Origin of the sequence: Atlantibacter hermannii, from assembly GCF_009907385.1 — a bacterium.
Classification (GTDB): Bacteria; Pseudomonadota; Gammaproteobacteria; order Enterobacterales; family Enterobacteriaceae; genus Atlantibacter; species Atlantibacter hermannii_A.
In genome coordinates, this window is the sequence record NZ_JAAATR010000061.1 from 54,773 (window position 1) to 79,682 (window position 24,910).

23 protein-coding genes are annotated in these 24,910 nt (G+C 58.8%); 12 read left to right on the forward strand and 11 right to left on the reverse strand.

The window, feature by feature from the left end:
• Nucleotides 1-331: 331 nt before the first annotated feature.
• Genes treZ through glgX form a run of 3 tightly spaced genes read left to right on the forward strand, consistent with a single transcriptional unit; the run spans nucleotide 332 to nucleotide 6,785 of the window.
• On the forward strand, nucleotides 332-2,116 hold the full coding sequence (treZ, locus tag GV764_RS16020) for a malto-oligosyltrehalose trehalohydrolase (RefSeq protein WP_161660992.1): 1,785 nt from the start codon (nucleotides 332-334) through the stop codon (nucleotides 2,114-2,116).
• Nucleotides 2,116-4,659 (forward strand): malto-oligosyltrehalose synthase, encoded by a 2,544-nt coding sequence (treY, locus tag GV764_RS16025; RefSeq protein ID WP_161661014.1) that lies wholly within the window; start codon nucleotides 2,116-2,118, stop codon nucleotides 4,657-4,659. The genes treZ and treY overlap by 1 nt, the downstream gene beginning before the upstream one ends.
• A 50-nt stretch (nucleotides 4,660-4,709) precedes the next feature.
• Nucleotides 4,710-6,785 carry a glycogen debranching protein GlgX gene (gene glgX / locus GV764_RS16030; RefSeq protein ID WP_161660993.1) on the forward strand — a complete coding sequence of 692 codons (2,076 nt, stop codon included), beginning with the start codon at nucleotides 4,710-4,712 and terminating at the stop codon, nucleotides 6,783-6,785.
• A gap of 44 nt (nucleotides 6,786-6,829) precedes the next feature.
• Here the strand turns inward: glgX and GV764_RS16035 are convergent, their stop codons facing one another.
• Nucleotides 6,830-7,732, reverse strand: a complete 903-nt coding sequence (locus GV764_RS16035; protein WP_161660994.1) for an EamA family transporter — start codon at nucleotides 7,730-7,732, stop codon at nucleotides 6,830-6,832.
• Nucleotides 7,733-7,892: 160 nt separating this feature from the next.
• Here GV764_RS16035 and nanR point away from each other — a divergent pair, with 160 nt between their 5' ends.
• The 3 genes from nanR to GV764_RS16050 all read left to right on the forward strand — a co-directional run bounded on the left by nanR (nucleotide 7,893) and on the right by GV764_RS16050 (nucleotide 11,260).
• Nucleotides 7,893-8,684, forward strand: a complete 792-nt coding sequence (nanR, locus tag GV764_RS16040; protein WP_161660995.1) for a transcriptional regulator NanR — start codon at nucleotides 7,893-7,895, stop codon at nucleotides 8,682-8,684.
• A 121-nt stretch (nucleotides 8,685-8,805) separates the two neighbouring features.
• Nucleotides 8,806-9,708 carry an N-acetylneuraminate lyase gene (gene nanA / locus GV764_RS16045; RefSeq protein ID WP_161660996.1) on the forward strand — a complete coding sequence of 301 codons (903 nt, stop codon included), beginning with the start codon at nucleotides 8,806-8,808 and terminating at the stop codon, nucleotides 9,706-9,708.
• Nucleotides 9,709-9,769: 61 nt separating this feature from the next.
• Nucleotides 9,770-11,260, forward strand: a complete 1,491-nt coding sequence (locus GV764_RS16050; protein WP_161660997.1) for an MFS transporter — start codon at nucleotides 9,770-9,772, stop codon at nucleotides 11,258-11,260.
• Here the strand turns inward: GV764_RS16050 and GV764_RS16055 are convergent.
• The 10 genes from GV764_RS16055 to GV764_RS16100 all read right to left on the reverse strand — a co-directional run bounded on the left by GV764_RS16055 (nucleotide 11,257) and on the right by GV764_RS16100 (nucleotide 19,956).
• The gene (locus GV764_RS16055) at nucleotides 11,257-12,105 is read right to left on the reverse strand and encodes a MurR/RpiR family transcriptional regulator (protein WP_236651887.1); all 849 of its coding nucleotides are present in this window, start codon (nucleotides 12,103-12,105) and stop codon (nucleotides 11,257-11,259) included. The genes GV764_RS16050 and GV764_RS16055 overlap by 4 nt on opposite strands.
• Before the next feature lie 95 nt (nucleotides 12,106-12,200).
• Nucleotides 12,201-12,674 (reverse strand): N-acetylneuraminate anomerase, encoded by a 474-nt coding sequence (gene nanQ, locus GV764_RS16060; protein ID WP_161660999.1) that lies wholly within the window; start codon nucleotides 12,672-12,674, stop codon nucleotides 12,201-12,203.
• Between the two features lie 3 nt (nucleotides 12,675-12,677).
• Entirely contained in the window at nucleotides 12,678-13,544 is an 867-nt protein-coding gene (nanK, locus tag GV764_RS16065; protein ID WP_161661000.1) for an N-acetylmannosamine kinase, read from the reverse strand.
• Entirely contained in the window at nucleotides 13,541-14,230 is a 690-nt protein-coding gene (locus GV764_RS16070; protein ID WP_161661001.1) for an N-acetylmannosamine-6-phosphate 2-epimerase, read from the reverse strand. Before GV764_RS16070 ends, nanK begins: the two co-directional genes overlap by 4 nt.
• Nucleotides 14,231-14,350: 120 nt before the next feature.
• The gene (locus GV764_RS16075; protein WP_161661002.1) at nucleotides 14,351-14,827 is read right to left on the reverse strand and encodes a tellurium resistance protein TerW; all 477 of its coding nucleotides are present in this window, start codon (nucleotides 14,825-14,827) and stop codon (nucleotides 14,351-14,353) included.
• 138 nt (nucleotides 14,828-14,965) lie between these two features.
• Nucleotides 14,966-15,922: an HpcH/HpaI aldolase/citrate lyase family protein gene (locus tag GV764_RS16080; RefSeq protein WP_161661003.1), complete on the reverse strand. Its 957-nt coding sequence runs from the start codon at nucleotides 15,920-15,922 to the stop codon at nucleotides 14,966-14,968.
• Nucleotides 15,922-17,001 carry a cysteine protease StiP family protein gene (locus GV764_RS16085; protein ID WP_161661004.1) on the reverse strand — a complete coding sequence of 360 codons (1,080 nt, stop codon included), beginning with the start codon at nucleotides 16,999-17,001 and terminating at the stop codon, nucleotides 15,922-15,924. The genes GV764_RS16080 and GV764_RS16085 overlap by 1 nt, the downstream gene beginning before the upstream one ends.
• Complete coding sequence (locus tag GV764_RS16090) at nucleotides 16,994-17,773, reverse strand: HAD family hydrolase (protein ID WP_161661005.1); 780 nt, start codon at nucleotides 17,771-17,773, stop codon at nucleotides 16,994-16,996. The genes GV764_RS16085 and GV764_RS16090 overlap by 8 nt, the downstream gene beginning before the upstream one ends.
• On the reverse strand, nucleotides 17,766-18,887 hold the full coding sequence (locus tag GV764_RS16095) for a phosphoribosyltransferase domain-containing protein (protein ID WP_476561222.1): 1,122 nt from the start codon (nucleotides 18,885-18,887) through the stop codon (nucleotides 17,766-17,768). The genes GV764_RS16090 and GV764_RS16095 overlap by 8 nt, the downstream gene beginning before the upstream one ends.
• Complete coding sequence (locus GV764_RS16100; RefSeq protein WP_161661007.1) at nucleotides 18,880-19,956, reverse strand: ATP-grasp domain-containing protein; 1,077 nt, start codon at nucleotides 19,954-19,956, stop codon at nucleotides 18,880-18,882. Before GV764_RS16100 ends, GV764_RS16095 begins: the two co-directional genes overlap by 8 nt.
• Nucleotides 19,957-20,281: 325 nt before the next feature.
• Between GV764_RS16100 and GV764_RS16105 the strand changes: the two genes are divergently transcribed.
• From GV764_RS16105 to GV764_RS16130, 6 genes are all read left to right on the forward strand, one after another.
• Nucleotides 20,282-20,866, forward strand: a complete 585-nt coding sequence (locus GV764_RS16105) for a TerD family protein (RefSeq protein WP_125295067.1) — start codon at nucleotides 20,282-20,284, stop codon at nucleotides 20,864-20,866.
• A complete protein-coding gene (locus GV764_RS16110) occupies nucleotides 20,863-22,023 on the forward strand; it encodes a TerD family protein (protein ID WP_161661008.1) in 1,161 nt (386 codons plus the stop codon). The genes GV764_RS16105 and GV764_RS16110 overlap by 4 nt, the downstream gene beginning before the upstream one ends.
• A gap of 22 nt (nucleotides 22,024-22,045) precedes the next feature.
• The gene (locus tag GV764_RS16115; RefSeq protein WP_161661009.1) at nucleotides 22,046-22,501 is read left to right on the forward strand and encodes a tellurite resistance TerB family protein; all 456 of its coding nucleotides are present in this window, start codon (nucleotides 22,046-22,048) and stop codon (nucleotides 22,499-22,501) included.
• 22 nt (nucleotides 22,502-22,523) lie between these two features.
• Nucleotides 22,524-23,567: a tellurium resistance membrane protein TerC gene (gene terC / locus GV764_RS16120; protein WP_161661010.1), complete on the forward strand. Its 1,044-nt coding sequence runs from the start codon at nucleotides 22,524-22,526 to the stop codon at nucleotides 23,565-23,567.
• 48 nt (nucleotides 23,568-23,615) lie between these two features.
• Entirely contained in the window at nucleotides 23,616-24,194 is a 579-nt protein-coding gene (locus GV764_RS16125; protein ID WP_125295063.1) for a TerD family protein, read from the forward strand.
• Between the two features lie 62 nt (nucleotides 24,195-24,256).
• A complete protein-coding gene (locus GV764_RS16130) occupies nucleotides 24,257-24,832 on the forward strand; it encodes a TerD family protein (RefSeq protein ID WP_125295062.1) in 576 nt (191 codons plus the stop codon).
• Nucleotides 24,833-24,910 lie beyond the last annotated feature (78 nt).

The following is a 24,910-nucleotide window of genomic DNA, read 5'->3' on the forward strand; positions in this document are numbered from 1 at the left end:
CAAAATATATTCCGCTCATTAACCCTTTCATCTTTCACGCTTCCCGGCCGTTCTGAGCGGTATTGCCCCTGCGCTGCTTTGTGACTGTCTCCCTTCACTTTTCACCCCATAGTCTATGATTGATTTTCGTATGGAACCTGGTGTCACGGTATCTGGAGACCGTTTCAATCCCCCTCTCTTTGCGGTGCCGGCATCTTCAGGACAACCTGGAGACGACCGGCCCGTGGTGGCATTCAGGACTGACTTTCGCGTTTAAGCTACTGGAGCTCGCCCCGGCGACAAAGGCGCGGTGGCGTGCATTGCTCACTTTTGGGTTAAACGAGGCATTGATATGGGATCCAACACTTTTATTAAAAGCTGGGGCAGTGAGTTTGTAACGGATGGCGCAGTGCGCTTTCGCCTGTGGGCGCCCGGGCAGCAGAGTATGGCGCTGCGGCTTAATGGCGAAGATACGCCGATGAAGGCCGCCGATGACGGCTGGTTTGAACTTGAGGCGACCGGCGTATCGCCCGGCGCAGAGTACCAGTTTGTGCTCGCCGACGGCATGGCGGTCCCCGATCCGGCGTCGCGCGCGCAAAAAGCCGATGTAAACGGACCGTCTCTGGTCATTGATCCTGACCAGTACGCCTGGCAAAACACCGGCTGGCGGGGGCGTCCGTGGGAAGAAACGGTGGTCTATGAGATGCACTTCGGCACCTTTACTCCTGAAGGCACTTACCGCGCGGCGATTGAAAAGCTGCCGTATCTCGCCGAACTCGGCATCACCATGATCGAAGTGCTGCCCGTCTCGCAGTTCGGCGGCAATCGCGGCTGGGGCTATGATGGCGTGCTGCTTTACGCGCCGCATTCTGCCTATGGCACGCCGGACGATTTCAAAGCCTTTATCGATGCCGCCCACGGCTACGGTCTGTCGGTGGTGCTGGACATTGTACTCAACCACTTCGGCCCGGAAGGCAACTATTTGCCGCTGCTGGCCCCGGATTTCTTCCATAAAGAGCGTATGACCCCCTGGGGGCCAGGCATCGCCTATGACGTGGACGCGGTGCGCCGTTATATTGTCGACGCGCCGCTTTACTGGCTGAAGGAATACCACCTCGACGGCCTGCGCTTTGACGCCATCGACCATATTCATGACCTCTCAGAAAAACACGTCCTGAACGAGATTGCCGAACGCATCCGCGCGGAAATCACCGACCGGCCGATTCACCTGACGACCGAAGACAGCAGCAATATCATCGACCTGCATCCCCGCACTGAGCAGGGGGCCGCGCCGCTGTTTACCGCAGAATGGAACGATGATTTCCACAATGCCGTTCACGTGTTCGCCACCGGTGAAACCCACGCCTATTACGAAGATTTTGCTGAACAGCCGGAACAACACGTCGCCCGCAGCCTGGCGGAAGGGTTTGCCTGGCAGGGGGAATACTCGCCCCATGCGGGTAAAGCACGCGGGGTGGACAGCACCGGCCAGCCGCCCACTGCCTTTGTCGATTTTATCCAGAACCACGATCAGACCGGCAACCGCGCGCACGGCGACCGGTTAATCACGCTGGCGGGCGCGGATCGCACCAAAGTGCTGCTCGCCACGCTGCTGCTGTCGCCGCATATCCCGCTGCTGTTTATGGGCGAGGAGTATGGCGAAACCAACCCATTCCTGTTTTTTACCGACTTCCATGGCGATCTCGCCAGAGCGGTGCGCGAAGGGCGGGCCAAAGAGTTTAAGGGCCATCACGGCCACGATGGCGAAGACGTGCCCGATCCCAACGCCGCGCAAACCTTCGAACGCTCGAAGCTGGACTGGCACCGCCGCTCCAGCGAGCAGGGCAAACAGTGGCTGGCGCTGACCCGCCAGCTGCTGCAACTGCGTCAGCAGCATATCGTGCCGCTGCTGGCCACCGCGCAGGGTGCCGGGAAGGTAGTGAAAACCGCGCCGGGTTTTGTCGCCGTAAGCTGGGCGTTCCGTGAGGGCACGCTGTCGATGGCGCTCAATATTGGCGCAACCGCGCAGCCGCTGCCGGATTTCCCTGGCGAGACGATTTTCGCCTGGCCGAGCGCGGCAGATAACCTGCCGCAGAATTCTATTATTGTCCGCCTTGCTTCAGGAGAGGCTATTTGATGATACCCACCGCGACGTATCGTATTCAGTTTCGCAACGGCATGACCTTCGACCGCGCCGCTGCGCGGGTTCCTTATCTGAAGCGGCTGGGCATCAGCCATCTGTATGCCTCGCCGATTTTTACTGCGACATCCGGGTCGACCCACGGCTATGACGTTACCGACGCCAACGAAATCGACCCGTCCATCGGCGGGCGCGAAGGCTTCGACCGGATGGCGAAAATCCTGAAAGAGGCCGGGCTGGGGCTGATCCTGGATATCGTGCCGAACCATATGGCGACATCGCTGGAAAACGCCTGGTGGCGCGATGTGATTGAGCATGGCGAAAACAGCCGCTACGCCCGGCACTTTGATATCGACTGGACGCGCCGCCTGACGCTGCCGTTTCTCGGCGACAGCTTTGAAGCGGTGCTGGAAAGCGGCGATATCAGCATCCAGCCCGATCCGCAAACCGGTAAGCCCGCGCTGGCCTATTTCGAAAACTTCTATCCGCTGACCCCGGAAAGCTGGCAGGGCCGCGAACAAGAGGTGCTGAACCTGACCGATAAGGCGGCCATCGCCGGGCTGCACGAGCGCCAGCCGTACCGCCTGATGTCGTGGCGGGACGCGCCGCGCGAGCTGTCGTTCCGCCGCTTTTTTGAAGTCACCGGGCTGGTGGGGATGCGGGTAGAGGACGACGCGGTGTTTGACGACACCCACCGGCTGATCCTCGAGCTGGTGCATTCCGGCGCGGTGGACGGGCTGCGCATCGACCACGTCGACGGGCTGGCCGATCCCAAAGCCTATGTGGAAAAACTGCGCCAGCAGGCCGGACCGGAGTGCTACATCACCGTGGAAAAAATCCTCGGTAAGGACGAGCACCTGCCTCAGGACTGGCCGATTTCCGGCACCACCGGCTACGAGTTTATTTCATCGCTCTCCGAGGTGCTGGTGGATGACGAGCAGATCGACGCGTTGCGCGACGTCTACCACAGCGTGGTGGGCCAGCCGGTGGATATCAAAGCCGAATTGCGCGCCGCCAAACTGCTGATGGTGGATCGCAATTTTGAAGGGGAATTCACCCGGCTGCTCAACCTGGCGGTCAATATTGCTCAAGCGGATGGCGTGACGCTCGACGAGCCGACCCTTCGGGCGGCGCTGCGCGAACTGCTGATCGCCTTCCCGGTGTATCGCACCTACGGCACGCTCCAGGGGATGCCGACGGAAGGGCAGGCGCTGCTGGCGAAAATCGTCGATAAGGTGAAGGCCAGCGAGTTTGCGCCCGATCCGGCGGCGCTCGATTTTCTGACCCGCGTACTGCATGGCGAGGTGTCCGCTGGCGCGGCGGATACCGCCGGGCACTTCCGCACCCGCTTCCAGCAGTTAACCGGCCCGCTGATGGCCAAATCGGTGGAGGACACGCTGTTCTTCCGCCAGAACATGGGGCTGGCGCTCAACGAAGTCGGCGCCGAGCCGGTGCAGCGCGCGTTTTCGCTCGACCGCTTCCACAAAGAGATGAAAACCCGGCTGGAGCGCCAGCCGGACGCGATTTCCAGCACCTCGACCCACGACACCAAACGCGGCGAAGACGCCCGCGCCCGGCTGTACACGCTCACCGAAGCGCCGCAGTTGTGGGATGAGTGTTTTGCCCGCTGGCGGCAGATGAACCAGACCAAAGTGGTGTTTCTCAACGACGGCACCGCGCCGCGCGGCGTGGACACCTGGATGCTGTATCAGGCGCTGGCGGGCGTCTGGCCCGCCACGCTGCAACCCGATGATGAAGCGGGTATCAAGGCGCTGGAGGAACGTTTCCTGCTGTTTGTCGAAAAGGCGCTACGCGAAGCCAAGCTGCGCACCGACTGGGTCGACAGCAACGAAGCCTATGAAAACGCAGTGCTGGATTACGCCCGCCATATGCTGGATCCGGCGAACCAGGCGTTCTTGCAGGATTTCTGCGCGGGGCTTCAGCCGTTTGTCCGCGCGGGCCTGGTTAATAGCCTGACCCAGACAGTGATCAAACTGACCGCGCCGGGCGTGCCGGATATTTATCAGGGCAGCGAGGCGCTGAACTTCAGCCTGGTTGACCCGGATAACCGGCGTGACCCGGATTTCGCGACCCTGGAACGGATGCTGGACGACGAGCATCCCAACTTCAGCGCTGAAGAGAACTGGCTCAGCGGGCAGGTGAAGCAGCGGGTCATTGCCCACGTGCTGCGTTTGCGCCAGCAAAAACCGATGCTGTTCCGCCGCGGCGACTATCTGCCGCTGTGGGCCTCGGGCAAACGGGCGGATAACGTTATCACGTTTGCCCGGGTCCAGGATGACGATGCGCTGATCGTCATCGCGCCGCGTCTGGTGTTTGGGGCGCTGCACGGCGGCTTTGAACTGCCCCACACGGAACTCTGGACGGAGACGGAAATCCCGTTGCCGGAGCGGCTGGCTAACCACCGCTACCGCGACATTCTTAGCGGAAAAGAGATTGTACTGACGGATCGCATCGACCTTAATTCAGTCGATTCCTGTTCATCCGTTTTGCTGCAACGGGTTAACTCCACTGAAAGCTAAACCGTTGGCAGCTGCATTTGCTGAAATTTCTGGTTTCAAGAGAGGGATTCATGTCTAAAGGTAAACCGTTTGAAATCCTGGCGGGGCACGCGCATCAACTCGGCGCCAATTACGATGGCGAAGGCGTGAACTTTGCGATTTTCTCCGCCCATGCGGAACGTATTGAACTGTGTCTTTACGATCCTACGGGTAAAGTAGAAATTGCCCGGCGCGATCTGCCGGAATGTACCCATGAAGTGTGGCACGGCTACGTGCCGGGCCTGAAGCCCGGCGCGCTGTACGGTTTTCGCGTACATGGCCCTTTCGATCCGGAGAACGGCCACCGCTTCAACCCCAATAAACTGCTGCTTGACCCCTACGCCCGCGATCTGGTGGGGGATCTGGCGTGGAACGAAGCCCATTTCGCCTACGATCTGTATCACGAAGATAAGGATCTGACCTTTGACGAGCGCGACAGCGCGCCGTTTACTCCGAAATGCCGGGTTATCGATCCTGGCGAGTTTAACTGGCACGATCAGAATCGCCCGACCGTTCCGTGGCCGAAAACCGTGATCTACGAAACCCACGTCAAAGGTTTTACCCAGCTTAATTCCGCGCTGCCGGAAGAGATGCGCGGCACCTACGACGGCATGAGCCATAAATCCACCGTTCAGTACATCAAGAGCCTCGGCATTACCTCGGTGGAACTGCTGCCGGTGCACTGGTTCCCGGACGATCAGCACCTGCTGGATCGCGGGCTGAAGAACTTCTGGGGCTATAACTCGCTGGGCTTCTTTGCGCCCGCCTCGCGCTACTTCGGGCCGCGCGGCATTCAGGGCTTCCGCGATATGGTGCGCGCGTTTCATGATGAAGGCATCGAAGTGATCCTCGACGTGGTGTACAACCACACCGCCGAAGGCAACGAACTGGGGCCGACGCTGTCGTTTAAGGGCATCGACAACTTCTCCTATTACCGCACCATGCCCGATCAGCACCGCTATTACATCAACGACACCGGGACCGGCAATACGGTCAATACCTCCCATCCGCGCGTGTTGCAGATGGTGATGGACTCCCTGCGTTACTGGGCGGATTCAATGCATATCGACGGTTTTCGCTTCGATCTGGGCACCATTCTGGGCCGCGAGCCGGAAGGCTTTGACCAGCGCGGCGGCTTCTTCGACGCCATCATGCAGGATCCGAAACTCTCCCGCCTGAAGCTGATTGGCGAACCCTGGGATATCGGCCCTGGCGGGTATCAGGTGGGCGGCTTCCCGCCGGGCTGGGCGGAGTGGAACGACAAATACCGCGATACGGTGCGCGAATACTGGAAGGGCGATAATGTCTCGACTGATTTCGCCGCCCGCCTGCTGGGGTCCGGCGATCTCTACGATCAGCGTGGACGTCGCCCGTGGGCCAGCGTCAACTTTATCACCGCCCATGACGGCTTCACCCTCAACGACCTGGTGTCGTACAACGAGAAGCACAACGAGGCCAACGGCGAGGATAACAACGACGGCCATAACGATAACCGCTCGTATAACTACGGCGCGGAGGGCCCGACCGACGACGCAGGCATTAATGCGGTGCGCGAGCGCCAGAAACGCAACTTCCTCGCCACGCTGTTCTTCTCCCACGGTACGCCGATGCTGCTGGCGGGGGACGAATTTGGCCGCAGCCAGATGGGCAATAACAACGGCTACTGTCAGGACAGCGAGATCTCCTGGGTACACTGGGACAATCTGCCCGAGTCCAGCGAAGCGCTGCGCGAGTTCACGCGGCATATCATCAAACTGCGCGCCGAGCAGCCGCTGCTGCGCCGCGATAACTGGCGTGACGGCATGGTGATCGAATGGTTCAACGCCGGCGGCGGCCCGCAGCAGCCGGAGCAGTGGGATGAAGGGTCAACCCTGGGCGTGTACATTGGCCGCACCGACTTCCAGACCGAAGAGGGCATCTGGCACGATATCCTGATGCTGTTTAACCCGTTCGAAGGCAATGTGCCGTTCCGCATCCCGCAGTTTGGCGAAGGCGGCTGGGTGCTGGAACTGAGCACCTCCGAGACGGTGCAACCGGGTCTGGTGATCACCAAAGAAAAGGATTTTGAACTGGAAGGGCGCAGTCTGGCGCTGTTCAGAAGGCCGTAATGTAATTCCACAAAAACCAGCCCGCATTACGCGGGCTGAATTTTTTACGCCGGGCGCACCTTGCGACGCGAATCCAGCGAAATCAGCGCCACCGATGAGAGGATTAACAGCGTGCCCAGCCAGTCCGGCAGGGTAAACGAGATCCCCAACAGCGCCAGCGACAGCAGCGCGCTGCTCAGCGGTTCCGCGCAGCTCAGAATGCTGGCTTTCGGGCCGCCGATCATCTGCGCGCCTTTCAGGTAAATACTGAAGGTGAGGGCGGTGCCGACCACCACCAGATAGAAAAATGCCATCAGCACGTGGCTGTTAATGGTTACGCCGCTGTGCTGGCCGGAATAGAACGGCAGCAGCGCCGCGCCGCCAATCAGCATACTCCAGCCGACAATGGGCAGCGTGCCGTACTGGCCAATCAGCTTCGAGGGATAGGTAGTGTAAAACGCAGCGGCAAACGCCGAGGCGATGCCCCAGAACAGCGCGGCGCCGGATATCGACAGCGAGGTCGGGTTGCCGTGGGTCACCAGCAGAAACGTGCCGCTAAGCGATGTCGCCACCGCCATGATGACATAGCGCGACGGCCGCTTTTTCAGGATAGCGGCAAACCACATCACAATGATGGTCGGCGACAGGAACTGTAAAATCGTGGCGGTCGCGGCGTTGGATTTTTCAATGGCGACCAGAAAGGTAAACTGCACCAGCAGCGCGCCGAACAGGGAAAAAATAAGCAGGCTGATGGCGTCACGGCGGGTTTTAAACATCGCGAAGATGCTGTCGCCCTGCATAAAAGAGAGCGTCAAGAGAATGAAGCCGCTAAACAGCAGGCGGATCATCGTCAAAAACGGTGCAGATATCTGGCTTTGCTCCATAATGTACTGCGCAGCGACGCCGGAACTTCCCCAGAATATGGCGGCGAGCAGGACATACAGCATCCCTTTTTTTGCGTAACTCATTCGTTTCCCTGTGGTGATAGTGATTGGCGTCGACAGAATAACATACAAATTTTCAACATCGCCCCAGCCGCCACGCTGCCCTTTTCGCCTCACTTTTAAAACCATGCTATGATGGGTTTTTATCCATAACTCCCTGTGACTGTTCATTAATACGACGTTTATGAAAGAGACTGGCGAACAATCCCCGAAAGAGACTTCTCAAACGATTGGCAACGCGTTGCGCCGTCGCCCGCTGGCGCGCGTGAAATTGTCTGAAATGGTGGAAGAAGAGCTGGAGCAGATGATCCGCCGCCGCGAGTTTTCCGAAGGCGAGCAGCTCCCGTCGGAGCGTGAGTTAATGACTTTCTTCAACGTTGGCCGCCCCTCGGTGCGTGAAGCGCTGGCGGCGCTGAAGCGCAAAGGGCTGGTGCAGATTAATAACGGCGAGCGCGCCCGCGTGTCGCGGCCCTCCGCGGATACCATCATTAGCGAACTCTCCGGCATGGCTAAAGATTTCCTGGCGCATCCCGAGGGCATCGGCCATTTTGAGCAGCTGCGCCTGTTCTTTGAATCCAGCCTGGTGCGCCATGCCGCCGAACACGCTACCGACCAGCAGGTCGAACGGCTGACTAAAGCGCTGGAGCTTAACAGCCAGTCGCTGGATGACAACGCCGCGTTTATCCGTTCCGACGTCGAATTCCACCGCGTGCTGGCGGAAATCCCCGGAAACCCGATCTTTATGGCGATCCACGTCGCCCTGCTCGACTGGCTGATCGCCGCGCGTCCTGGGGTGCCGGATGAGGAGCTACACCAGCATAATGACGTGAGCTATCAGCAGCATATCGTTATCGTCGAGGCGATCCGCAACCGCGATCCCGACGCGGCAGATCGCGCGCTTCATGACCATCTCAACAGCGTATTCGCTGCCCGTCACGCTTACCAGCAACGTAAAAAATCCCGCAAGAAAGCGTAACGACCGTTTAGTGAAGTAGATCCCAATCTGAATCTTTCCCTGAAAAGTGGCGCTTTTGTGTTCTGGTATAACAGGTATAAAGGTATATAGTTACATCACATTCACCATTCATGAGGTTGCTATGTCCGCCACATTAAAAGGGGTTATGCCCGCGCTGCTTACGCCGTTTGATCAACACCAGAGACTGGATACCGACAGCCTGCGCCGCCTGGTGCGGTTTAATATTGAACAGGGGATTGACGGGCTGTACGTCGGCGGTTCAACCGGCGAAGCCTTCGTTCAGAACCTCGCCGAGCGCGAAGAAGTGCTTGAAATTGTTGCTGAAGAAGCCAAAGGAAAAATTACCCTGATTGCCCACGTCGGCACCGTCAGCACCGGGGAAAGCCAGCAGTTAGCCGATGCCGCCAGCCGTTACGGCTACGATGCCGTCTCAGCAGTCACGCCGTTTTATTATCCGTTCAGCTTTGAAGAGCATTGCGATCACTATCGCGCCATTATTGATTCTGCGAATGGATTGCCGATGGTGGTGTATAACATTCCGGCGCTCAGCGGCGTTAAGCTCAGCCTCGACCAAATCAACACGCTGGTGACGCTGCCCGGCGTCGGCGCGCTCAAGCAGACCTCCGGGGATCTGTACCAGATGGAGCAGATCCGCCGCGCCCATCCGGACCTGGTGCTGTACAACGGCTATGACGAGATTTTCGCCTCCGGGCTGCTGGCGGGCGCGGACGGCGGTATCGGCAGCACCTATAACATTATGGGCTGGCGCTACCAGGGCATTGTGAAGGCGCTGGAGAAAGGGGATGTCGCCCGGGCGCAGCGGTTGCAGACCCAGTGCAATGAAGTGATCGACCTGCTGATTAAAACCGGCGTGTTCCGGGGCCTGAAAACCGTTCTGCACTACATGGACGTGGTGGCCTCGCCGCTGTGCCGTAAACCGTTCGCGCCGGTGGACGAAAAATATCTGCCTGAACTGAAAGCGCTGGCGCAAAAGCTCCAACAAGAACAACAACAACAGCAATAACAATACCGGATGCCGGAGCCATCCGGCACCTACCCTACAAGACGCGTTTCGGGAGACTCCTATGAGTATCACTACCCAAAATATCCCGTGGTATCGCCATCTCAACCGGAGCCAGTGGCGGGCATTCTCTGCCGCCTGGTTGGGGTATTTGCTTGATGGTTTCGATTTTGTCCTGATCGCCCTGGTGCTGACCGAAATTCAGGGGGAATTTGGTTTAACGACGGTGCAGGCCGCCAGCCTGATCTCCGCCGCGTTTATTTCCCGCTGGTTCGGCGGCCTGATGCTGGGCGCAATGGGCGACCGCTACGGGCGGCGTCTGGCGATGGTCTCCAGTATCGTGCTGTTTTCCGTAGGCACCCTGGCCTGCGGCCTCGCGCCCGGCTACACCACCATGTTCATCGCCCGGCTGGTGATCGGCATGGGGATGGCAGGGGAGTACGGCTCCAGCGCCACCTACGTCATTGAAAGCTGGCCGAAGCATTTGCGTAATAAAGCCAGCGGCTTTTTGATTTCCGGGTTTTCGGTCGGCGCGGTGGTCGCGGCGCAGGTATACAGCCTGGTGGTGCCGGTCTGGGGCTGGCGCGCGCTGTTCTTCATCGGGATTCTGCCGATCATTTTCGCCCTGTGGCTGCGTAAAAATATTCCTGAAGCCGAGGACTGGAAGCAAAAACACGCGGGCAAAGCCCCGGTACGCACCATGGTGGATATCCTCTATCGCGGCGAGCATCGCGTGCTCAACGTGCTGTTGACCATCATTGCGGCAACCGCGCTGTGGTTCTGCTTTGCCGGCCAGTTGAACAATGCGGCGATTGTGGCGGCGCTTGGATTATTATGTGCGGCGATTTTTATCAGCTTTATGGTGCAGGGCAGCGGCAAACGCTGGCCGACCGGCGTGACGCTGATGGTGGTGGTGCTGTTTGCGTTCCTCTATTCGTGGCCGATTCAGGCGCTGCTGCCGACTTACCTGAAAACCGAACTGGCCTACGATCCGGCCACGGTGGCGCGGGTACTGTTCTTTAGCGGATTCGGCGCGGCGGTGGGCTGCTGCGTGGGCGGTTTCCTGGGCGACTGGCTCGGCACCCGCAAAGCTTACGTATTTAGCCTGTTAGCGTCGCAGCTGCTGATTATTCCGGTGTTTGCCATCGGCGGTGCCAACGTCTGGGTACTGGGCCTGCTGCTGTTTTTCCAGCAGATGTTAGGGCAGGGGATTTCCGGGATCCTGCCGAAGCTGATCGGCGGCTATTTTGATACCGACCAGCGGGCCGCCGGGCTGGGCTTTACTTACAACGTCGGCGCGCTCGGCGGGGCGCTGGCACCGATTATTGGCGCGCTGATTGCCCAGCGTCTCGATTTGGGTACTGCACTCGGTTCGCTGTCGTTCAGCCTGACGTTCGTGGTGATCCTGCTGATTGGCCTGGATATGCCGTCGCGGGTCCAGCGCTGGTTGCGCCCCGAAGCCCTGCGCACCCATGACGCCATTGACGGCAAACCGTTCAGCGGCGCGGTGGTAAAAAGCGTAAAGCCGCGTGAACTGGTGAAGAGCAAAAGCTAAGGCTTGAGCGCCGCCATGGTTTTCAACTTATTCGCCCGGGCCTGTTCCGGGCGAGCCTGTACCAGCAGGCTATACAGCACGTCCAGCACAAACGCCTGAGCCACGCGCGTAGCCAGCGAGTCGCCCTGCAATTCCCCCTGATGATGGCCGTTGAGTAAAGTGATGTCGGCCTGTTCCAGCAGCGGTGTGGCGAGATGATAGGTTAACGCCACGGTGGTGGCGCCTGCGGCTTTCGCCAGACGCAGCGCCTTTACCGTTTCCGGCGACGCGCCGGAATGGCTGATGGCGAAAGCCACTTCGTCGGGCCGCAGCAGCGCCGCCTGCATCGCCATCTCATGGCTATCCTGCAACGCTACCGCCCGTAGGCCCATGCGCATTAGCTTGTGCTTCATCTCCTGGGCGCTAATTCCCGAAGAACCGACGCCGAAAAGGTATACCGCTTCGGCGTTCAGCAGCGCATCCACCGCGCGCCTCACCTGTTGGGCATCCAGCAGGGCGCGGGTTTGCGTCAGTACGCTGTTGACCGTTTCCTGGAGCTTGCCGCTAACCGTGTCCACGTCGTCATCCGGCGTGATATCGGCATCCAGCATCGCGTCGCTGCGCGCCAGTTCGATGGTGAGATCGCGTTTGAAATCCTGAAAGCCGCGAAAGCCCAGCAGGCGGCAAAACCGTACGATAGACGCTTCCCCGGCCTGGGCGTCCTGCGCCAGCCCGGCCACGGTCAGCGTGGTGACCCGCTGGGGGTTTTGCAAAATAAACAGCGCGATGCGCTGGCTGGTGCGGCTCAGGCTGCTTTGCATCGCCCCGAGGGTGGCAAGGATCTTACCGGGTTGCAGTGGTGGCATCGTGAAGGTATCGGGTGTGTGATTCATCGTCGTATAGTACCCAAAAAAATGCCGCGACGGGGGACGCGCGGCAAAAGTCTCAACAGGGGAGAAGATCAGCGAGTGGGGAACAGCGCGTCGCGGTGCAGTTTAATCACCACTTTTTTGACTGGCTCGCGCCGTGTGGCATGGCAACCCGGCTTGTGCGGCTCGCCGGGCATAAACAGGGCGAACATGCCCGGCTCCAGAGTCAGGGTCTGGGCATTGTGGATGTCGTTGCATAACTGATAATCCTGTTCCGGGTGCCACTCCTCCAGCTCACGCGCGCTTTCCGCGAGGCCGTAATGAATAGTTTCACAGCCTTCCAGCAGCAGTTGAATATCAATATATGCCCGGTGCAGCTCGGCTTTTTTCTCCTGCGGCGGCTGGGTGGTCAGCGTCATCACGTTCATAAATAGCCGTTCGCCGTCGAGGGGATAGCTGCCCGGCTGTTTTTGCGCCGGGTTTTCCGCCAGCGCCTGAACGAGGGCGTCGTACAGCGGCTGGGCTAAGCCCGCCGCCGCCAGGTGGTCGATATGGCCGGTAATCATCAGTTACTCCTTAGCAAAAAGCGCCGCGCCCAGTAAACCGGCGTCCTGGCGGTAATGGGCGGGTCGCAGTGCGACCTGATACACCGCCGGCTCCTGCATCAGGGCGGCGTTGACGTGTTCCAGATAGCCGGGGGCCAGACCGACGCTGCCGCCAATCACCACGCACTGGCAGTCAAATGCGGCTTTGATGTCGGCAATCAGGCGCGCCAGGGTGCGGGCGGAACGGTTGACAAGCGCCAGCGCCTGCGGATGCTCCTGCCGGGCGTGGGCAAAAATGGTTTTCGCGTCCAGCCCGGCTAATTCATTGCGCGCCGCAGCGGCGATCCCGCGCCCGGAGGCGATGGCTTCCACGCAGCCGGTACGCCCGCAGCCGCAGCGCGGGCCATTCGGATCGGCAAGGGTGTGGCCCAGATGTCCGGCCAGCCCGTCAGGGCCTTGTAACAGGGTGCCGTGGCTGATGACGCCGCCACCCACGCCGGTGGAAACGGTTAAAAACACCATATGCTCGATGGTCGCCGGCAGCACCTGGTATTCCGCCCAGGCGGCGGCCTGGGCGTCATTCAGAGCGATGCCCGGCAAGCCGGTGATGCGCGTCAGGGTGTGAGTCAGAGGGAAGTTTTCCAGCCCGCCAAGGTTTGCCGGGTTAATCGATGTGAGTACGCCGTGCTGAATAATGCCGGTGGAGGCAACGGCAAAGCGCGTGGCCCGAGTGGCAAGCGGAGCCACCAGCTCACGCAGCGCCGCTTCCAGCGCGTGTGGCGTTTTGCTGGCGGGCGTCGGCTGTTCGCAACGGGTGACGATCGTTAACTCATCATCGATGAGCGCCGCCGCCAGTTTGGTGCCGCCAATGTCTATCGCCAGGACGGTCATTTTTTCACGTCCTGTAACGCATCCCGGAACCACTGGCAGACATGCTCCAGCCGGGTGATCGCGGAACCCACGGTAACGGCGAATGCGCCATGTTGCAGCGCCTGAGCCGCCAGCTCGGGCGTATTGTAGCGGCCTTCCGCCATCACCCGGCAGCCTTCAGCCGCCAGTGCCGATACCAGCGCCAGATCCGGCTCTGTGGGCGTGACGTCGGAGGTATAGCCGGAAAGGGTGGTGCCAGTCAGTTCCGCGCCCAGCTGGTGGCACTGCAAGCCATCCTCCAGCGAGGAGCAGTCCGCCATTGCCAGCAGGCCGTGATGATGAATACGCGCCAGCAAATCCTTAACGCTCGCCGGACGCGGACGCGCCGTGCCGTCAAAGGCGATGATATCGGCACCGGCGGCGGCAAGGGCATCCACATCCTCCAGCCACGGCGTGATACGGACCGGGAAGTCCGGCAGGTCGCGTTTAATAATGCCGATAATCGGTGCGCTCACCACGGCGCGTGTGGCTTTCAGGTTAGCGATACCTTCAATGCGCAGCCCCGCCGCGCCCGCCTGTTCCGCCGCCAGCGCCATGGCCGCGACGATCTCCGGCCTGTCTAACGGGCTGCCCGGCACCGGCTGGCAGGACACGATAAGTCCACCGAGTTTATTGATGCGATTTTCCAGCTGAATGAGCAATGACATGATCACTCCATTTAATGACGAAGTATGAAATTACACTCCAAATGAAGATAAAGAGCGGGCAGGTGGGCTGCAACCTTTCATACCAGGTTATGTGAAGTGGGTCGGGTTTTGATGCGGGGATTACTCGCCCGCTTTTTGCTCGGCTTTGATTTCGCGAATTAACCGATCGGCATATTCCCCGACGATCATCTCCACGGCTTCGCTGCGGGTGATATTGCTGAGCAACGCCAGCAGTTCGATTTTTTGCAGGATCGACATTTTCAGCGACAGCGAGACCGCCTTTTTCTTCTCTTTATCCAGAGAGACGTGGCTGACGGTTTCGCTGGTTTTGCGCCCGGCGTTGGCGTTCAGCGCCTCGTTCATCCGACGCAGCTGTTTTTTATCCAACAGTCCGGCATGGGTGAGTTGGTAGGTGTGGTTGGCTTTACTGTACTTAATTTCCGCTGAATAAAACTCTCTGAGTTCCTTAAGAACCCGGGTCAGGGTGGGCTCAGAGCAGGCCAGCGTGGCAATGATTTTAGCGGCGGGCACAGGCTTGCCCGGCCCCAGCAGGGTGGCCAGCATATATACTCGGGCTTGTCGCGTACTCAGTTGCATAATGAAAAACAGCCTGCGTTCAAAGTTTAAATTTCAGTGTGTCCAACGACGCGGCGCAAAATCATCGCCAAACGCCCGGATACTGGCAATGTATTCCCGGTAAAAAATGCGTCTCGTTGTCTATTGATTGCATATTGACTAATTTTTCACCGTGGCGGTGAGCAGGCGAATGCCGTCCTGTGGCTGCTCGCTGGCGATGCCATAAACCCGGGCGCGGGCGAGAATGCCTGATGCCCAGCGGCGGTGGGTCGCTGGTTCGCACATCGCCCCCTGGGATTTAAACACGGCCTGGGTGGAGTTCAGAATACGCAGCGCATCAGCGTGATCGCCAGGCGACACCATCAGCGCCGCTTCGATCTTGCTGATCTGATTGGGATGAATCGCCGTTTTGCCCACCAGACCGTGAGCGATATCCAGCGCCAGTTCCCGGTCCATGATCTGGTGATCGTCGATGTGCTCGCACACCGGGGCGGTGAGGGCAAAATCCCGCGAGGCAAACACCGCCACCAGCATTTTGATGGCATAACCCATCGGGCCGTCATACAGCGTTAAATGGCGTGAACGGCGCAGGGCTACCACGTTCATCAGATCGTTACCGCCGATACGCAGGGCGATGATCCGTGAATGGCAGGGGTGAGCCACCAGCGTGGTTGCCAGCTCACGCATCTGCACCACGTCGAACACCTCTTCGGTTTCCAGCGTCGGCATCATGCATAAATCCGTGGGTTCAAGGATGCGCCACCAGTCCGGCAGCGAGGCCAGGGTAAATTTTGGCAGCACGAAGCCGTCGATGGCGCTGACGTCCATCTCCTGCACCAGACGTTCGCCCATGGCGCTGTCGCGCGGGCGGATAAACACCAGCGGCCAACTGGCGTTGCCCTGGGCGGCTTTGGCCTGCGTGAGTTGACCCAGCAGCGCGCGTAAATTATCCAGCGCTTGCGGGATATCGCCGTCGCTGACCGCGTCCTCCAGGCAAATGACCAGTGAACGCAGGCCGCTGATTTTGTTATTCAGGATAGCGTCAGCAATATCCGTGCGGGTGGCAGGCATATACAGCGTCGCGCCCAGACGCCAGGGTGAAAGCCGTTTATCCATCAGAGCACCTTTTTAATGATTGTCACCGCCCGATACTGGCCGATGGCGTCGCCCACTTCGGTAATCGCGATGCCTTTTTCCCGCGCCAGATACACCAGCAGCGCCACGTCGGGATCGGCGGCGGAGCGTACCAGCACGTGGTCCGGCACCCGGCGCAAGACGGCGCGGGTGGCCTCGGCGATGCCGGGCTTGATGCGGTTAATGCTGGAAATCTGGTAACGGTCAGCCAGCGTCTGGATCACCCGGTCGCTTTGCTGCTGAAGCTGCGCTTTTCTCGCCTCAGAAAGGTCGCCGTGGGGCAGCGTGCTGAGATCCAGCCGCTGGCGGTATTGCGCCACGGTATCCACCAGCATCCGGCTGCATTCGAATGGGGCCAGGTGATCGCAAATCACGCAGCCATGCAAACCCTCGGCGGACCAGATAGAACGCGAAATCATGCCGGAAACCGGCGCGCCCATAATGCCAAACGGGATCAGCCAGTCGTCGTCGCTGGCGGCGAGCCAGGCTTTGCCGCACGGATCGGCGAGTACCGCCAGGCGCGGCTGTTCAGGATAGCCGGGGCGATGCTCTAAACTGCGGCGTAATTCGCCGGAGATCGCGCCTTTTCCGGTCCAGCCATCGACAAACACAATGCCTTCGCTACCGTGGCGCGCTTCAATCCACGCCAGCGCCGCCTCATCAATGCCCCGGTCGCGGATAATGCTGATGCCGTAATGATGGGATTCCTTGCCCATCTCGCGCAGGGTTTGATGCAGCATTACGCCGAGCGGGACGCCCGCGCGCACCAGGCTTGCCAGCACAATTGGCGTGTCGCCGAAGCGCTCCGCCAGCCCCTGCGCCAGTATCGCCACTTCTTTGGCCAGGCGTTCCGCGCCGCGATCCAGCGCCTGAGAAAAAATATCCAGATGCCAGGTGGTGGGCTCCGGCTCCTGGCTGAGCATTTCCGAATAGTGGCGCGCGCCGGACTGGATCAACTGCTCTTTCTGGTCGACCGGCGTCATTTCCATTTCAACGGGGTTGAGCAGAAAGTGAATATCCTGCGGTGAATATGAGCCGGAAAACGGCGTGAAATCAGTCATACAGTTCTCCAAATAGCGTCTGCGTGATGCTGTGGGCAAACTGGCTCTGGCGCGGCAGGCCGAACCAGGTGCAGAGCCGCATAAAACGGTGGTCGCTTAAGCTGTCGCCGAGGCCGATCACCGGGAAAACGCCGCGCTGCTGGCGCAGTTTTTCCAGCAGATAGGTGACCGCCAGCCCTTTTTCCACTGCCGTCGGCAGCCAGGCGACGTTATTGCTGTTGCGGTGGATGTAATAGCCCTCGGTGGGGAAAGTCTGTTCGATTTCATCGGCGATGGCGTTGAGTTCGTCCAGCCGGGTGCTGTCGCGGTGTTTCATCACCAGATACACCGGTACGTCGCCGTATTCATAGTTAATCCGCGCCCAGCCGTTGATATTGCGCGCCGCCATCAGCTCGGTAATGGCGCTTTGCATGGCGAGGAGTTTTTCTGCATAGGGCTGTAATTTCGCCAGCATCAGCGCTTTCCAGGTGTCGTCCGGCTGGCCCTGCGGGTCGAGGATCACCGCGCCGTGGGTGGTCACCGCCCAGGAGCGGAACGGGATGGTGACGCGGGCGATTTCTTCAGTGCCGCGCGCGGTGACCGGGATCAGCTCGGCGTGCTCCAGCATCCAGTCCACCAGCATCGCCTGTTCTTCAGTCATAAAGCTGCGCGGCGCCAGGCTGCGATCCAGCGCGCCGGTGCGAAACGGGGCCAGATCCAGCTCATCCACCATCTTGCGGCGGGTCTGGAATAACGTGTCGTCGAGATCGGAAAAAATCACCGGTCTATTCATAGCTAATCACCTCTACGCGGGGCGCAACCTGGCGTAGCGCATCCAGCAGCACCGGGTCGATGCTGGCGGCGGGGGTTTCTGCGCACAGCAAAATGCGGTCGAACTGCTGGTGCGCGACGTTATAGACAAAATTGGGGATGCCGAGACCGTAATTGTCGGTAAAGGCAATGGCGGACTGAATGGCGAACCCGGTGGCAATCGGCGAGCGGGTGGTGGAGCTGTATTTCACCTCCGCGCCCGCGTTTTCCAGCCGCTCCGCCAGCAAAAACGGTTCCCAGACAAATTCGCTGGTGCCCAGCACCAGGATCTTTTCACCGGGCCGGGCGGTAATATGCGCGCCCAAATCCGCCGCTGGCGTCGCCATGCCCAGCCGTCCCCAGCTCTGGCGGCCGGTAATCGGCACGCTGCCCGTCGCCGTGACGTTCACCGCAGGCATCACCGGTACGGGCGCATCGGGATTCGGCTCCCAGTGCCAGTCACCCTGCACCAGCGATACGGTGGCGATCGGCAAGGTGCAGCGCTGCGCCAGGGCGTCGCCGCTCCAGTCGGTGAGGGTGACCGCAAGCACCTGGGTAAGCTGCGTCAGCCCGGCGTTTTGGAGCGCATCCAGCAAATTAATAAAGGTGTTGCCGGTGGTGGCTTCGTCATCAATCAGCACCAGCGTGCGGGCATTACGCACCCGGCGGCGCAGTTCGGCATCATCCGGCAAATAGATCAGGTGATCGGTGGCGTGGCTGTGGTTCTCTTTAAACTCGCACAGCAGTTCGCCGGGCACCGGATGGCGCGTCGAGGTCAGATACACCGGTTCCGCCGCCTGGTGGCGCAGTTCGTCAAACACGCCCGCGCCCAGGCCGACCGCGGTTTCCGCCATGCCGATAAACAGTACCGGGCCCGCTTCAAGCCCAGGAAACTGTTCCGCCAGCTGTCGATACACCGATCGCATAATGCCGGGGGCGACCGGGATGTGTCGGCCCAGCACTTTGCTGACGAACAAGAAGGCGCGCTTCGGATTGCGGCGCTCCGCCAGTTCGAACAGTTCATCGAGCTGGCGCATACCGCCCGTAGGCCTCACGCGTAACGTTCCGCTGGAAAGCGTGCGGCTAAATTCACTCATGGTCATTCTCTTCGCGATACAGATTGGTCAGCGCGGTCGGATAGTTGACCGCTTCAGTCAGCGGCCTGACGACGGCAGGCGCAAAGGCGCGTTCCGCTTCATCCAGCACCTCCTGTTGGCTCATCAGCCCAAGCTGGCGGAAGGCGAACAGGCCCGGCAGGTTCACGCCACTCAGGCGGGTATAACCGATGCCCCCGGACGGACGCATATTGATTTCCAGCAGCAACGGTTTGCCGCTGGCGGTGTTGCGGGTTTGCACGTTGACCAGCCCATCGGCCTTCATCAGGCGCGCGCAGGCTTTCGCCAGTTCGAACGCTTCGCCGTGGTTTTCGAGATACTGCACTGAGCCCTCTTTACGGCGGCCCACCGCCGCCAGCACCGCGCCGTCTTCCACCAGCATATCCACCGAATATTCCGGCCCGGGGAGATACGGCATCAGGACCAGCGGTTCAAACACTCCCGCCTGCTCCAGCGCGCTGAGATAAAAGCGCGCGTTCACTTTGCGGCTGTCGGGGTTAATAAAGTGCGCCATCGGCGAGACGCTTTCATCAAACCGCCAGAATCCCATGCCATAAATGCCTTTCACCGGTTTAACGCACAGTGATTTGCTGGCAAAGGGGGAGCGGGCAATCAGCGCGCGCAGTTCGTCTACCGATTCCACACGCAGGGAAGGGACCACCGGCAAACCGGCTTTTTCCATGGAGTGAGCGTATTCAACTTTATCGTCGGCCAGCTCAAACATGGCGGGCTGAAGAGAGCCGGTCGTGAGCGTGACGCCGCTGGCGGTAATCGCCGTGCGATGGGCTTCAAACCAGGCGGCGTGGCGCCCGGTATGAATGGCCTTAACGCCCAGCTTTTTCACCATGGCAAGGATAAACGCCAGCCGATCGGCGGCTTCCTGCGGTTCAGTCAGCGCGATATCGGCCTGTGAGAGGATCTCGTGGCGATCGTTGCGGTGCGACGCAATCACCGTCACATCGGCCTGCTTCAGCGTCGCGAACGCGCGGATGCCCTGAATCAGATCGCGCTGGGAGGATAAGCCTTCCATTAGCCAGATTTTATTGGTCATTTTTTTATTACCGATGGGGCGAGAGTGAATGGCTACAGTTAATGTACAAGTCTAGAAAGCGGCAAAAAAGTTGTCAATCATAATATGATCTGATTTTGGCGGTATTTTTTTCTGTATTTCTCTTCCCGATTTGCTAACATTTTTCAGTGAATTTTAGCGTGTTGTACGTTTTTAATTTTATGAAATATAAAGAATTTACCTTTCTTTAAAAAATCTAGGGTAAAATGATCTTGTTCATTAACAGCATCATGATATGATTTTTATCTGAAGGATTTTGGTGTAAAAAACTCAACCTTTTTCACGAGCCACTTATGGAGATCTGACCATGGTTTCATTAACAAAAAACCAAACTGTTTCACTCAGCAAGCAATCGTCGGCGCTCAACCAGCTGCATTTCGGCCTGGGCTGGGATCCCATCAAGAAGAAAGGGATGCTAGGCAAACTGTTTGGCGGTAATGACTCCATCGATCTTGATGCGGGCTGCGTACTGCTCGATAAGTCCGGCGGCAAAATCGATACCGTCTGGTTCCGCAAGCTGAAATCCTCCTGTAACTCCGTGGTACACAGCGGCGATAACCTGACCGGTGAAGGCGACGGCGATGATGAAGTTATCCGCGTGGATCTGACGCGTCTGCCTGCCCAGGTGGAATATCTGGCCTTTACCGTTAACAGCTTCCGCGGCCAGAGCTTTAACGACGTGGAAAACGCCTTCTGCCGCGTGGTCGACCAGAACAATAAAGAGCTGGCGCGCTATCAGCTGAACGAGCAGGGCTCGCACACCGGCATCGTGATCGCTTCTCTGCGCCGCAACAACGGCGAATGGGATTTCACCGCGCTGGGCAAAGCCTGTAGCGGCCGTACCATTGACGATATGCACAGCGACATCGTCGCGGCGGTGGTGCGCTCATGAACATGACGGCGGGAGGCAATGCCTCCGTTCCTTCTCAACCGTTGACGGTGCGCGTGCTGTCCGGCGCGGCGGTTGACGCTTCCGCTTTCCGGTTGTTCGCGACCGGCAAGGTGAAGGGCGACGCCGATATGGTGTTTTACGGCCAGCCTAAGAATGACGACGCCACCATCGCGCTAACTAATGACGGCAACAACACCGCGTTTAGCGTGGATCTCAACCGTCTTCAGGCCGATGTGCAAAAAGTGGCCTTTACCGTCACCTGCGACGGCAACCAGACCGTGGCGGGCCTGCAACGTCTGGCAATCCAGGTGGAAGCGGCGGGGCAAGTATTGCTGAATGGCGTAGTCGATCTGAACGGTCGCCAGGAAGCGGCGCTGATATTAGGCGAACTGTACCGCCGCAACAGCGAGTGGAAATTCCGTTTTATCGCCCAGGGCTTTAACGGCGGGTTGAAACCGCTGGCGGAGCATTTCGGCGTGGATGTGGCGGATAGCCCTGCACCGACGGCGGCCCCCGCGCCGACGCCTGCGCCCACTCCGGCACCGTCAAAAATCAATCTCAGCAAGGTTTCCCTGACCAAAGAGAAACCGGCAATCAGCCTGACCAAGCGCGATAACTTCGGTGAGATCCGCATTAACCTGAACTGGCATCGCGGTAATCCGGCGACCGGTTTGCGCGCCGTATTTGGCGGCAGCAAGGGCATCGACCTCGATTTAGGCGCGTTTGTTGAACTGAGCGACGGTTACAAAACCGTGATCCAGGCGCTGGGCAACCGCTTCGGCTCCATGGACAGCGAGCCGTATGTGCAGTTGCAGGGCGACGATCGTACCGGCGAGTTTTCTACCGGCGAGTGGCTGCACGTCAATGGCCGGGAGTGGAAACACATCCGCGAAGTGCTGATTTTCGCCTTTATTTACGAAGGGGTGCCGAGCTGGGATAAAACTGACGGCGTGGTATCGCTGTTCATCCCGGACCAGCCGCCAATCGAAACCCGTATGACCGAAGGGCAGAACAACCGCAACATGTGCGCCATCGCCCGTCTGGTTAACGAAAACGGCAATATAAAAGTAGAACGAATCAACCAGTTCTTTAATGGACATAGCGATATGGACAAGGCGTTCGGCTGGGGCTTTAGCTGGAAAGCGGGTTCCAAGTAATTTCTTTGGCAGAGGGTGTGATATGAGTTTCTTCAATAAAGTAAAAGGGGCGTTTAACGCCAGTCGCGACGAGTTAACCAAACAGGTTGGCCGTTTCAAGAACAAAAAATTTATGCAGGGCACGGTGGCGGTCTGCGCGCGTATCGCGGTATCCAGCGACGGCGTCAGTTCCGAAGAGAAGCAGAAGATGATCGGTTTTCTGCGCGCCTCCGACGAGTTGAAAGTGTTCGATACCTCTGAAGTCATCGAGTTCTTTAACAAACTGGTGAGCAGCTTCGATTTCGATATGGAAATCGGCAAAGGCGAAACCATGAAGTACATTCTGGCGCTGAAAGATCAGCCCGAAGCCGCGCAACTGGCGGTACGTGTGGGGATCGCGGTGGCGAAAAGCGACGGCAATTTCGACCCGGACGAGCAGAAAGCGGCGCGTGAAATCGCCCTGGCACTGGGCTTTGAACCAGCCGAATTCGGTCTTTGATAGCATTTCTTAAGGGTTTTGTATGGTATCTACGCATATTGGCTTTCCAACAGAAACGGTGGTGGTATTCGTTGCGTTGGCAGTGGGAGCCATTTTTATCGACCTGTTCATGCACCGGCATGACAAACCGATCTCGCTGAAAAGCGCGGCGCTGTGGTCCGTATTCTGGGTCGTGGTGGCGATGGCGTTCGCGGGGTTCCTGTATGTTCACCACGGCGCGGAAGTCGCCAGCCTGTTCGTGACCGGTTACGCGCTGGAGAAAGTGTTGTCGGTCGATAACCTGTTCGTGATGATGGCGATTTTCTCGTGGTTCGCCGTGCCGGACCGCTACCGCCACCGCGTGCTGTACTGGGGCATTATCGGTGCCATCGTGTTCAGGGGGATTTTCGTTGCGATTGGTACCGGCCTGCTTAGCCTCGGTCCTTACGTTGAGATCGTCTTTGCGCTGATCGTGGCCTGGACAGCGGTGATGATGCTGAAAAGCGGCGACGACGATGACGAGATTGAGGATTACTCTCAGCATCTCGCCTACCGTATGGTTAAGCGCTTCTTCCCAATCTGGCCGAAACTGAGAGGGCACGCCTTCCTGTTGAACCAGAAAGAAGTGGATGAAGAACTGGCGAAGCCGGAAAACAAAGACATTACCATTGGCCGCGGTCAGAAAGCCGCGCTGTACGCGACCCCGCTGATGCTGTGTGTGGCGGTAGTGGAACTGTCGGACGTGATGTTCGCCTTCGACTCCGTACCGGCTATCATCGCGGTCAGCCGCGAGCCGCTGATTGTCTACAGCGCCATGATGTTCGCGATCCTCGGCCTGCGTACTCTGTACTTTGTTCTGGAAGCCCTTAAGCAGTATCTGGTGCACCTGGAAAAAGCCGTTATCGTGTTGCTGTTCTTTATCGCCGCTAAACTTGGCCTGAACGCAACCGACCATATCTGGCACCACGGTTTTAATATTTCGGCAACGACCAGCCTGTTTGTGGTTCTGGGTGTGCTTGCATTGGGTATCGTGGCGAGCATTATGTTCCCCGGTAAACCCGATTCTGAGGAGAAAAAGGAGGGTTAACCTCCTTATCCCCGGCAAATAACAACATCAACCAGAGAGGATTGAACAATGAGTGTTTCTCTTTCTAAAGGCGGGAACGTATCACTGAGTAAAGAAGCGCCGACCATGAAGAATGTCCTGATTGGTCTGGGCTGGGATGTGCGCGCCACCGATGGTCAGGACTTTGACCTCGACGCCTCCGCCTTTCTGCTGTCCGCCAGTGGAAAAGTACGCAGCGACGCGGATTTCATTTTCTACAACAATCTGAAATCTGTTGACGGCTCCGTGACCCATACCGGCGATAACCGTACCGGTGAAGGCGACGGCGATGATGAAACCCTGAAAATCAAACTGGATCTGATCCCGGCTGACGTCGATAAAATTGTTTTCGTGGTGACCATTCACGACGCGCAGGTGCGCCGTCAAAGTTTCGGTCAGGTCTCCGGCGCGTTTATCCGCCTGGTAAACGATGACAACCAGACTGAAGTGGCGCGTTACGACCTGACGGAAGACGCCTCCACGGAAACCGCGATGCTGTTTGGCGAACTGTATCGCCACAACACCGAGTGGAAATTCCGCGCGGTCGGCCAGGGCTATGCAGGCGGGCTGGCGTCCGTGTGCGCCCAGTACGGCATTAACGCCTCTTAATCTGAATACACAGCGGGCGGTTAACACCGCCCGTCTCTCTCCCTAAAAGCAGGAGCTTTAAAATGGCAGTTTCTCTCGTAAAAGGCGGTAACGTATCCCTCACTAAAGAAGCACCGACCATGAACATCGCCATGGCTGGCCTGGGCTGGGATGCGCGTGTCACTGACGGACAGGGCTTCGACCTGGACGCATCCGTGTTTATGGTTGGCGAAGACGGCAAAGTGCTGAGCGACAGCAGCTTCATCTTCTTCAACAACAAACTCAGCGCCTGCGGCTCCGTTGAGCACCAGGGCGACAACCGTACCGGCGAAGGCGACGGTGACGACGAGCAGATCAAAGTCGATCTGACTAAAGTGCCTGCTGAAGTGAAAAAGCTGGTTTTCGCGGTCACCATTTATGACGCAGAAGCCCGTAAGCAGAACTTCGGCATGGTGAGCAATAGCTACATGCGTATCTTTAACAACGACAACGGTTCTGAAATCGCCCGTTTCGATCTGTCAGAAGATGCATCTACCGAAACCGCGATGGTGTTCGGCGAACTGTACCGCCACGGCGCCGAGTGGAAATTCAAAGCGGTAGGCCAGGGCTTTGCCGGCGGGTTGTCTGCGCTGGCGTCCCAGCATGGCGTAAACGTGTAACGTTTGTGCTTTGGCGATAAAAAACCCCGGTGCGCCGGGGTTTTTTTATGGGTGGAGTTTAGGGGGGCGGGTTTCGTT